The following is a 12,545-nucleotide window of genomic DNA, read 5'->3' as shown; positions in this document are numbered from 1 at the left end:
ACAAATAAGTTGCATGCAAAAAGGTCTTTTTTAATTATTCGTTCTTTAAGCTTTTAACCGGGTTTACCAATGCTGCCTTAATTGATTGAAAGCTAACGGTTATGATGGCGATAAGCACCACCGATGCCCCTGATAGTATAAATGTAAATACGTTAACATTTGCCCTGTAAGCAAATCCTTGCAGCCAAAGTCCGGTTGCATACCATGCAATTGGCAACGAAATAACGATAGAAACCAACACCAGTTTGATAAATGATACCGACAGCGTTGCCGTGATGTTGGTGATACTTGCACCCAGTACTTTGCGTATGCCTATTTCTTTTATACGTTGTTTAGCCATATATGCCGATAACCCGAATAAGCCCATGCAGGCTAAAGCAATGGCAATACCGGCAAACACATTAAGTGCACTGCCCAGGCGTAACTCTGATTTGTAAAGCTTGTTAAAATCGTCATCCATAAAGCGATACTCGAACGGGCGGAAAGGAACCAGCTCTTTCCATGTAGCTTGTAAATGTGCAATGGTTTGAGGGATGTCTTGTCCGCTTATTTTAACCAGAATCCGGTTGCCCCATCCTTCGGGGAATAATACTACGGGTTTGATGGTGCTGTGTAATGATTCAAAATTAAAGTCGCGCACTACGGCCTTCACGTAGCCGGGGCGTTGCGAATCCAGGTACATTTTTTTGCCAACGGCTTGCTCCGGTGTCCAGCCCAGTTCTCTTGCTGCGGCTTCGTTAATAACAAAATGATAGATGTTCTTACTGCGATCTTCGTTTGTTACGTCTTTAACATCCTGTTGGGTAAGATCGGTTCCGGCTACAATATGCAGGCCTGTTGCTTTAACATATTCTTCATCAATAGGATTAGCGGTAACAGCTATCTGCTGGCTCTCTGGCATCACATCATTCCGCATGCTGTAACCACCCACAATATTAACCGGAGAATTTACGCAGCGTGATACATTCAATACGTTCCTATCCGCCTTAAATTCATTTCGTATCACACTTAATTTTTCATCCATACGGTTTTCGAAAGGCAATACCACAACACGCTCGCGCTCGTAACCTAAATTTTTGTTACGGATATAAGCTAATTGTTTTTGGATGATGACTGTAGAGGCGATCAGTATCACCGATACCGAAAATTGAAACACGATCAAAGCCTTGCGTGTAAACTGGCCTGATGTGGTATTTTTAAATGCCCCCTTTAGCACTTTAACCGGCTGGAAATTAGTAAGTACTAAAGCAGGATATAGCCCGGCAAAGAAGCTTACCGCAAACACTACTGCTATGGTACCAACAATAAATGGCGTAGTAAAGAACGCCTCAACAGGAAGTTGCCTATCGGTAAGGTTATTGAAGGCCGGTAGTAGAGCGATTGCGGCGCAGAAACTGATAATTACCGCAATTACGCAGATAATAACCGACTCGCCGATAAACTGCCAGAACAATTGGTTCTTACCGGCACCTATAACTTTGCGCACTCCTACTTCTTTAGCACGTTCCATTGAACGGGCGGTGTTCAAATTAACGTAAGTAAAGCAGCCGATAACCAGTATCAAAAGCGCGATGGCTTCTAATACATAAATATATTTAATGTTGTTATTTGGCTCAAAACCATCAAACGGCGAGTGTAGGTGGATACTTTTAAATGGTTCCAGGCTAAAATTGATACTTGCCCCCTCGCCTGCCATTTCTTTATCCATAAATGGCTTTATTTTGGCTTCAAGAGTAGCAATAGAACGTTCATCTTTAAGTAATAAGAAAGTTGTGTAATTGGCATTCCAGTAACTGTTTTCCCATTTGGTGAGGTTTAAGGAAGAAAACGATGCCAGGAAATCAAATTTTATCTGCGAGTTTGACGGGCAATCGGCCATTACGCCACTCACCTGGTAAGGGATACTGTCGTTACCTACTTTAAGTGCTTTGCCTATAGGGGCATCATTACCAAAGTATCTTTTAGCGGTAGATGCAGTTACAATAACTTTATGACTTTGATTTAATGCAGTTTTTTTATCGCCTTTTATCAGATCGAAAGAAAAGATTTTGAAGAACGATGAATCGGCAAACATGAACGATTTCTCGTTAAGCAGTTTGTCGTTATAATTCACGATCAAAGAAGCATTGGTCATGCGGACAGTGCTTTCTACCTCGGGGAAATTACGCTGGAAAGTAGGTGCAACTTTTACGCTGGTATAGTTGCCTTTTTTAGCTTCGCCTTTATCACCAAACTTGTACTCCATTATCATACGCACAATGCGGTTGCCCTTGGTTTGCATGTTGTCGTAGTTTAGTTCGTGCACAATGTACACGCCTATTAGCAAGCAACTGCAAAGGCCAATGGTGAGGCCAAACAGATTAATAAAGGTAAAACCCTTGTTTCTCCAAAGGCCACGAAGTGCAATTTTCAGATAGTTCTTGAACATGGTATAGGGGGTAAAAATTTTAATTCTAATTATTGAAATCCTAAAAACTAAACTCTAAATCGTAGATTTTAAACGCTAATTGAGATAAGGTCTGATCTCCAATCTCTAATTAACTGATCACTAAACTTACTCACTCTTTAAACTCTTTGCCGGGTTGGCGAGCGCCGCACGGATAGATTGTGTGCTTACGGTCACCAAAGCAATAACTGATGCCACAACACCGGCCAACAAGAACACCCACCATTGGATGTTTATTTTATAAGCAAAATCCTGCAGCCATTTATCCATGGCAAACCATGCAATAGGGATGGATATGATGATGGCGATACCGACCAGACGCATCAGATCGGCAGATAGCAAACTAACAATGTTGCTTACACTGGCGCCCAAAACCTTGCGGATGCCGATCTCTTTCACGCGCTGGCTTGCGGTAAATGTAACCAACCCAAACAGGCCTAAGCATGCAATGCTGATTGCCAGAATGGTAAATATTAATAAGATGGTTCCCTGCTTTTGTTCTGTTTGATATTGGGCAGCAAAGTTTTGATCAAGGAAATGAAACTCGGGTTTGTTCTCGATATCGAAATCAGCATATACTTTGTTAATATAACTTAACGACTCTTTTACATCGCCTTTACCTATGCGGATATACAAGTTGTCTTTGTCTTTAGCCTCTACAGTCAGTTCCATCACCATAGGTGCAATTTTATGCTGAAGCGAGTAGGTATTAAAGTCCTTAACCACACCTACAATGGTGCGCGATAAAACTTTACCTTTTTCGTCAACCCCGGTGCGCACTACACGGCCTACTGCTTCTTTCCAACCTAATTCTTTTACCAGTGTTTCGTTTACGATGATGGCATCATTAACATCGCTGGTAACAGCTTTTGAGAAATTACGGCCTGCTGCCATACGGATCTGTAGAGCAGGGACAAAATCCTCATCTATCTGTAGGTTTTGTACAATTTTAGAGTCTGCAGTTGGTTTTCCATCGGGGCCAAGGTTAAAATCGCCACCACCTATGTTATTGTTGCCAATTGGGTTGCCGGCCACGCCTACCGCTTCAATATGCGGGTTCTGCAGCAATGCTTGTTTCAGCGCATCCACACGGCCCCGAACGTCGTGGTTGTTGATGTGGAAGGTTAAGGTTTGGGCTTTATTGAAGCCAAGATCTTTACTTTGGAAATAATTTAGTTGCTGATAGATGATGCATGAGCCAACGATCAGCACAATAGTCACCACGAACTGGAATACCACCAGCGATTTGCGGAAGAAAATAGTCGCCAATTGGTTACCCATTTGCCCTTTCATGGCAGGGATGGTTTTAAAGCCTGACAAGAATAGTGCAGGATAAATACCACTTAGCACCCCCGTAACTATCGAGAAGCCAATGAACAAACCAATGGTTTGGTACTTACCAAATTGGAACAGCGTAAGTGTTTTGCCCGATAACTGGTTAAAGTACGGAAGTATCAATTGTATGAGTACTGCGGCGATAATAGTAGAGATCACTGTAAGCAATACGCACTCGGCAAAGAACATCGTAACTAATTGGCCCCTGTCTGAACCTATCACTTTACGTACGCCGATCTCCTTTATCCTTACCGATGAACGCGCTGTGGTAAGGTTAACATAGTTGATGATGGCGATAACCAGTATTAGGATAGCGGTAATACTGAACACATACACGTAAGTGATGTTACCGTTTGTACCTAACTCGTAGCTTAAGTTCGAGCGCAGGTGAATATCTTTTAATGGCTGAAGCTCTAAAGTAAACTTCATTGCCCCAAGGTCATTTTTGATGTGTTTATTGAAGAACGACTCACCCGATGCTTCTATTTGTTTGCTATCTGCAGCATTTTTTAGAAGCAGATAGGTGTACATATTTGAATTACCCCAGTTGTTATTGTATCCTGTAAAATAGTCGGTCGGGAACGAGCGCAGGGCTTTGAAACTGAAATGAGAATTTACCGGTACATCAGCAATTACGCCGGTTACTTGTGTAGGGTTATCGCCCAGTTGCAATGTTTTACCTACGACTGATGAGATATCATCGCCAAAAATTTTTTTGGCAAGGGTTTCTGTTAATACTATAGAATTGGGTTTGGCAAGCGCATCGGCAGCATCGCCCTGTAAAAATTGATAGGTGAAGATATTGAAGATACTGTTATCAGTAAATAGCATGTTGCCCTCTTCAAGTGATTTATTACCGTACACTATTTTGCTTCCACCCTCTGCATCGATGCGACAGGCATCAGCAACCTGCGGAAACTCTGATTTTAACGTTGGCGCGTATGGCGGCGAGGTAACTGCTATATCGAATTTACCACCCTGCCATTGCCCGTGTTGTACCACGCGGAAGATACGATCGGCTTTGGTGTTGTATTTATCGTAGCTCCATTCATCGGTAACATAAAGCGCTATCAAGCCGAAAGCCGTGATGCCCAATGCCAACCCAATGATGTTGATAAACGAGAATGCCCTGTGTTTCAACAGGTTTCTCCAGGCTATTTTAAGATAACTTTTTATCATGGCAGTGTAGTTTGTATTGTAAACCTAAAATAAATGCCACTTATATAAAAATCTAATTATCAATTATTTATATAAATAAATCAATTAAGCATACGTTCGTAAGTGTAACAGTATGTGTTCGGTTTTGATACAGTGGGATTAGTGATTAGAGATTTGTGATCAGAGATTAGTTGCTTTTTAGAGTTTGCTCTTACCTAATCTCTAATTAACTAATCTCTGATCTCTATTCTGAACGAAGACTCTTCACCGGATTGGCTATCGCTGCTTTAACTGTTTGCAAGCCTACGGTTACAAAGGCTATCAATACAGCTATTAAGCCCGCAGCTACAAATACCCACCATTGTATTGATATACGATAGGCAAAGTTCTGCAACCACAAATTCATGAGCCAGTAAGCCAGTGGCGCGGCAATAACCAGCGCAACTAAAACCAATACGATAAACTCAATTGATAATAACGATACCAGACCTGATACCGATGCACCCAATACTTTGCGTATGCCTATCTCCTTTCCGCGGCGCTCGGCGGTGAAAGCTGCCAGACCGAACAAACCCAAACAGGAAATAACAACCGCCACCATGGCAAAGCCCGACATTAAGGTTGATGCTTTGGCATCCTCGCGATAGATCTTATTGAATTCCTCATCCAAAAATTGGTAATTGAATGGCTGGCCCGGGAAGGTTTGTTTCCACAGTTTTTCGATACGGTTAATGGCGTCTGCTTGTTTATGCGGTGCAACTTTAACAAGGTAATTGTAGCTCCAAAATTCTTCTAATTTAAATATCGCCGGAGAGATCTTGTTGTGCATAGATTGGAAACTAAAATCTTTTACTACGCCTATCACAACGCCGGTTTCGCCCTGGGCAAGAAAACGCTGTCCAACATAAGGTTTATGAAGATTAAACTGGCGTGCAGCTGTTTCGTTTAAAATCACATTATGCTTATCTGCTTTGCCCGGCAAAAACCACCTGCCGGTAATAAAATTCAGCTTTACAAGTTTAGCATAATCGCCATCTACATTAAAAAAAGATATGCTTGGGTTAAAGTCTTTGGGCCTGCCATCCCAATCAGCAGTGCCCGATGAATAGCTATCATTAGCCTGTATAGAACCTAAACCGACAAGTGAAACAGCTTCAACAGATGATTGCTGCAACAAACTTTGTTTTAAAGCCGATTTAATAGCCGCTTGCTGCTCATCTTTTAAACCCCTCAAAAGTTTCCAGGAAATATTAAACGACATTACCTGCGAGCGGTCATAACCAGGGTTTTGCGACTGCACAAATGTCAACTGACGATAAATGGTGATAACGCCAATAATAAGGAAGATAGAGAATGTAAACTGTAACACTACCAAACCCTTGCGCAGTGATGTATCTTTCATTTTCAGCACACTGCCGCCTCGGAAAACGCTAAGCGGTTTAAACGATGACAGTAGCAACGCCGGATAAATACTGTTAAGCACAATGGTTACCAGCAATGTACCTATCATAATGGCCCATAGATAAACAGAGCCGGTTGTTAACGAGAAATTACGATCGGTAAAGCTATTGAATGATGGTAGTGCAACACTGATAAGGATCACTGTAAGTACCAGGGCCAATATGCTTACCACTGCAGACTCTGCCACAAACTGGTTAAACAGATGCTTGCGGCCCGCCCCCACTATCTTTTTAATACTTACCTCTTTGGCACGTAAGCTTGCACGCGCGGTGGTAAGGTTCACATAATTAATACATGCAATAACCAATAGTAAAATTCCTAAAACCACAAATATGTAAACCACCTTCTTATCGCCATGTATAAGGCCTGAGTTTTGCAGGTCGTTCTCAAAGTGCAGTGTGGTTAGGTTTCTTAAACTAACGCTAAGGTTATCTTCTTTATCGCGATGCGGTTTGATGATGCTTTTAAGGTTAGCAGCGGCATGCTTGATATTAGTGCCTGGTTTAAGTTTAATAAAAGTTATATATGAAAAATTACCCCACCCGGAATCGTTCTTTTTTTCTTGCGGATCTGACTGCCGTGCGGCAATAGGGACAAATACATCAAACCTGAAGCTTGAATTTGCCGGAGCATCCTTAACCACTGCCTGCACCTGGTAATCTGCCGAATCGATACGGATGGTTTTACCGATAGGATCCTGATTGGCGAAGTATTTTTTAGCCTTAGTCTCCGACAAGATGATACTAAATGGGTTTTTATTAAAGGCGATGGCGTTACCGCTCACGAACCTGCCTTTAAATACGTCGAACCACGATTCATCTACAAATGCCGCGTTTGTTTCAGCGAAAAATTCATTGTTAATGTTGAGGTACATTGGTAACCAATGATATGGCAAAACGCGGGTTACAGCCTCAACCTCAGGCATTACTTTTTTTGCCTCTACCCCCATCTGGTACGGCGAGCTTTCCCATACCCAGGTTTCGTTTTTGGAAATCGCCAAATGGTTGGTTATACGATAGATGTTTTCAGCTCCGGGTTCATCTGCATCAAAGCTTAACTCATTATGTACCCAAATAAAAATGAGCACAGCAGCAGCCATACCAACAGATAAACCGGCAATATTAATAAAGCCGGTTGAGCGGTGTTTCCAGAAATTTCTCCAGGCGGTTTTAAAGTAATTCTTTAGCATACTATCGTCATTGAGTCATTATAGTTGTCATTGAGTCATTGGGCATTGGGTCACTATGATCTTCTCCAGAAAACAGTGACCCAATAACAGCGTAGCGAATGGCTCAATGATTAATTATTCAGAACGTAAACTTTTCACCGGGTTGGCCAGCGCTGCTTTCATGGTATTAAGGCTTACTACCACTAAAGTGAGTAGTAATATTAATGCACCTACTGCGCCAAATAACCATATACTTACGTTGATGTGATAAGTGTATTTTTGCAGCCAGTTGCTCATTAAATACCAGGTTAGCGGTACAGCTATCAGAAAAGCGATTAATACCAGTTTAAGGAACTCTGCTGATATCAGCATTAATAACTGGCGAACGGTAGCCCCCAACACTTTGCGCACACCAATTTCTCTGAAACGCTTCTCTATAGTGAATGATGCCAAACCCGCCAGGCCTATACAGCATATAAATATCGCCAGTCCGGCAAATATGTTGGTAACGCGGCTAATAAGCTCTTCAGTCGCGAATTTTTTGCCGAACTCCTGGTCAACAAAACGATACTCGAACAACTCTTTTGGATTATACTTTTTGAATATTCCCTCAAGCATGGTAATAGCTTTCTGCGGAGCCACACCTTCTTTTAAGCGGATATTAACTGCCGACGCGCCATTGGGTGAATAGTAAACCATTAATGGGTCTACCGGATCAAATGGAGATGCCATCACCATATTATCAATAACACCTGCAACGGTATATTTACGGTTACCATAACGCATCACCATGCCAACCGGGTTCTTTAGCTTCATGGCGTCAACAGCGGCCTTATTCAACAACATTACCGAGGTATCGCCAGGTGTACCTATAAAATCACGGCCCGCTAATATTTTGGTACCGATGGTTTTGGTAAGATCCACATCAGCCTGCAACCCCGAGAAAATAATATCGGCATTTGCCGGTTTGCCATCATAATCAGGTGCACCCGATTTCCACCATATCTCGGTTAAAGGCGACGAGGTGCGGGTAACAGAGCTCACCAGATTGGTATTCTGCAGCTCCTGTTTAATTGAGGCAAAACTTTTATTGATATCATCAGACGCAGGTATCATGATAAGGTTATTTGGATTATAACCAATACTGCGGTTCTTGATATGTTGGATCTGCTGGTAAACGATGATGGTTGCTGATATCAACAATATCGACATTACAAACTGCCCAACAACTAATATCCTGCGTGGAAGGATCGCTGCTTTGCCAGCAGCAAAAGTGCCTTTAAGAACCTTTACCGGATTAAACGATGATAAGTACAAAGCCGGATAACTTCCGGCTACAACTCCTGTGAAAACAATAATGATAAATGCTCCTAAAATAAAGAAAGGCTCAAATACATTCAGGCGCAGGTTTTTATCAACCAGGGTATTAAAGAACGGCATCAGCAGAAATACAAAGCCTACAGCCAAAACAAATGCGATCAATGCTATGATTATGGATTCAAAGAAGAACTGTGTTACCAATTGGCTTTTGTCAGACCCTAAAGTTTTGCGGATACCTACTTCCTTTGCACGTTTTTCGCTGCGGGCGGTACTCAGGTTCATGAAGTTTACACAGGCTATCAATAAAATTATAACCGCGATAACGGTAAACAAACGCACATATTCTATCATACCGCCTACGTTTTTACCGTCCTTAAACTCGCTGTACAAGTGCCACTTGTTCATGGGGAAGGTATAGTAGGTGCTTATCTTATCGTTTGGCGCATTTTTGTGTTTTACCTGGTCAATGTATTTATCAACAGCCGCCATATTTGCGTTAGGTACGGTTTGAACAAATACGTTATGCGACGAATTGTACCACTCATTCATGCGGTTTTTAACCCACTCGTTGGTGTAATCAAACGGAATAATAAAATCGAACTGAAAGGTTGAGTTACCCGGCGGGTCGGCAACAACGCCAACTATTTTAAAGTTATTGGCATTATCCAGCTTAAGTACCTTATTTATCGGATCAGTATCGCCGAAAAATGATTTGGCAGCCGATTCTGTGATCACCATATTCTTAGGGTCACTCAGCGCGGTTGCGGCGCTGCCCTTGGTGAACTTCCAACTAAAGATATTGAAAAACTGCTCTCCTACCTGGTAAAGGTGTTTTTTAACTTTGGTGTTGTTATACTCAACCAAATGCTCCTCGCGATAGGTGGTTACAACAGCATGTTTTATTTGTGGGTTGCCTCCATCAATAGCTTTAGCCAGCGGCATGGCCATGCTGGGATCGGTAAAAACGTTGTTTTTAAAATCTCGGGTAGCCAACACCTTGTAGATGTTGTCATGATCTTGATGGAACTTATCAAATGATACCTCATCTTTTACCCATAAAAAGATGAAAACGGTGCATAACATCCCGATGGTTAGCCCAAGGATATTGGTTAGCGCAAAACCCTTGTTACGTACAAGGTTGCGCCATGCTATTTTTACATAATTCTTTATCATGATACCGGTTGGTTAATTGTGTCAAAATACTTGGTTTAATCGTTGTTTTTTAGGCTTTTTACCGGGTTGGCCAGTGCGGCCTTAACAGATTGTATGCTTATGGTGGCCAGTGCAATTGCCGTAGCACCTAAAGCGGCAAAGGCAAATACCGTCCACCCTATGTTGGTTTTGTAGGCGAAATCCTGCAGCCAGCTGTTCATGGCGTACCACGCAACAGGAAGGCCAATAACCGTTGCAACGATAATGAGCACCATAAACTCAGCGGCCAGCAGGGTAATAATTCGCGCCACGCTTGCGCCTAACACTTTACGGATCCCTATCTCGCGTGTTTTTACCTGTGCAGAGTAGGTTGCCAGGCCAAATAAACCAAGACAAGAAATGATAATTGCAATGGCCGAGAAAATATTGAATAACTGCCCCTGTCTGCTATCATCGCTGTACAGCTTGCGGTAGCTATCATCAAGGAAAGCGTAGTTGAAAGGTACATCACTATTATATTGTTTCCATACCGCGGTAGCTGCGTTTATGGCCCTTTGTGCATTGCCATTCGTGGTTTTTAAATAAACGCGCCAGCAGTTTTCAGGGCGATACTGGAATACTATCGGTTCGATCTTCTTATGCAGGTTTTGGAAATGGAAATCTTTCACTACACCTATTATGGTACCATTAATTTTTTGGATACGGAGGCGTTTGCCAATTACATTTCCGGTTAGCCCCATCTCCTTAATGGCAGTTTCATTGATGATGAAGTGAGAACTATCGGCTACCGCACCAGTAAAGTTGCTGCCTTCGATCAAATTTATCTTAAAGAAATCGATGATGTTTTTATCCCCATGGATCTGGTTGAACCATAGGTTTGATGATTTAGGTTTGCCGTCCCAATCGTTATCACCGGTTGATGAGCCGCCAACTACCACGTTACGGCTTGATACTGTCGCCGCAGTTATAGATGGGTCTTTCTTCAGCTCGTTCATCACTGCTTCGGCATGCTTGTGCATATCATAACGCATGTTGAAGGTTAAGATGTTTTCTTTATCGTAACCAAGGTCTTTTGTCATGATGTATTTAAGCTGCTTGCCTATAACAAGTGTGCCTACAATAAGCACCACCGACACACTGAATTGCAGCACCACCAGTACGCGACGGAACGCCGCAGCACCTATGCCTGCAGATATTTTACCCTTAAGTGCCTTCAACGGCTCAAAGGATGATAATAGCATGGCCGGGTAAATACTTGATGCTATTAAAGTAGCCAACAATGTAACCAGGATACAAGCCCAAACATTATAGCTGGTTAAACCAATCACTATCTGTTTGCCCGAAAACTCATTGTAATAAGGTAACAGAATGTACATCAGTACAATAGCAAATACGGCAGCAATGGCAAACAATAGGGCCGTCTCTACCATAAACTGCATAAACAACTGAAATTTACCTGCGCCGATGATCTTACGCATGCTCACCTCTTTGGCGCGCAGCATTGAACGGGCGGTAGAAAGGTTTACATAGTTGATACAAGCGATAACCAGTATCATTATAGCAACCACCCCAAACATACGCACGGTCGACATGCCTCCATCTGTACCATCGGCCTGGTAAAGGTGCATTTGTGGTAACGGCTGGGTAAGATACGGCACCGGAGCATCCTCAGGCTTTTGGCGCTCATGTATTGCTTGTAGTTTCTTCTCTAATTTACCAACGTCTGTATTTGATTTGGCTAACAAATAGGTTTGGAACGAGAAGCTCGACCAATCCGCATCCATTGATGATACAATGGTTTTGCCATCATAACTGGTTTTGTTTTTTATATAAGCCAGATCGTTATACCTTGAAAGCGGTAACATCACATGGTATTTAAAGCTTGAGTTTTGCGGATAATCGGCAATTACACCGGTTACGGCTACTGGTTCATTTTGCCCTAAGGTTACGGTTTTACCTATAGGGTCTTCATCCCCAAAGAATTTCTTTGCAGTACTTTCGGTAATCACCACCGAGTTATTGTCGGGGAAAGGGTTACGCTTATCCCCCTTTATCAGCGGGAAATCAAAAACAGAGAAATAAGAAGGATCGGTAAAACAGAAATTCTCTTCGTAAAATACCTTGTCTTTGTATTTAAAAGGAGCATCGCCTACACTCATAATACGCACACCATCTTTAACTTCGGGTATTTCGCTTTTGGCAAAGGTTGATACCGGCGCAATGATGTTGTTGAAGATCTGCTTACTTAATCCTGTACCGGCAACAATTCCTACTTTGTAGATGTTATCGGCTTTTTTGTTAAAACGGTCATAACTCAATTCATCCTGCACCCAAAGCAGCATAAAAATACCCACCAATAAGCCAACCGTTAGGCCGGTTACATTGATAGTTGCATAAAACTTATTGGCTAAGATATTACGCCATGCGGTTTTTAAATAGTTACGGATCATATTGTTATGATTAAATTCTGAAAACTAAACTCTGATTGATGAAATTCTAAATCCT

5 protein-coding genes are annotated in these 12,545 nt (G+C 42.2%); all 5 read right to left on the bottom strand.

From position 1 onward, the window contains the following. Nucleotides 1-34 precede the first annotated feature (34 nt). The 5 genes from D0C36_RS01145 to D0C36_RS01125 all read right to left on the bottom strand — a co-directional run bounded on the left by D0C36_RS01145 (nucleotide 35) and on the right by D0C36_RS01125 (nucleotide 12,490). Entirely contained in the window at nucleotides 35-2,428 is a 2,394-nt protein-coding gene (locus D0C36_RS01145; RefSeq protein WP_117389758.1) for an ABC transporter permease, read from the bottom strand. Between the two features lie 126 nt (nucleotides 2,429-2,554). Further along, nucleotides 2,555-4,960, bottom strand: a complete 2,406-nt coding sequence (locus D0C36_RS01140) for an ABC transporter permease (protein WP_117389757.1) — start codon at nucleotides 4,958-4,960, stop codon at nucleotides 2,555-2,557. A gap of 223 nt (nucleotides 4,961-5,183) precedes the next feature. Continuing rightward, complete coding sequence (locus D0C36_RS01135; protein WP_117389756.1) at nucleotides 5,184-7,589, bottom strand: ABC transporter permease; 2,406 nt, start codon at nucleotides 7,587-7,589, stop codon at nucleotides 5,184-5,186. A gap of 114 nt (nucleotides 7,590-7,703) precedes the next feature. After that, nucleotides 7,704-10,061: an ABC transporter permease gene (locus tag D0C36_RS01130; protein ID WP_117389755.1), complete on the bottom strand. Its 2,358-nt coding sequence runs from the start codon at nucleotides 10,059-10,061 to the stop codon at nucleotides 7,704-7,706. A 35-nt stretch (nucleotides 10,062-10,096) separates the two neighbouring features. Further along, nucleotides 10,097-12,490 carry an ABC transporter permease gene (locus D0C36_RS01125; RefSeq protein WP_117389754.1) on the bottom strand — a complete coding sequence of 798 codons (2,394 nt, stop codon included), beginning with the start codon at nucleotides 12,488-12,490 and terminating at the stop codon, nucleotides 10,097-10,099. Nucleotides 12,491-12,545: the final 55 nt, after the last annotated feature.

Source organism: Mucilaginibacter conchicola, assembly GCF_003432115.1.
GTDB lineage: Bacteria > Bacteroidota > Bacteroidia > Sphingobacteriales > Sphingobacteriaceae > Mucilaginibacter > Mucilaginibacter conchicola.
Note: the sequence above shows the minus strand (reverse complement) of the source record. Positions and strands in the feature narration are given on the sequence as shown.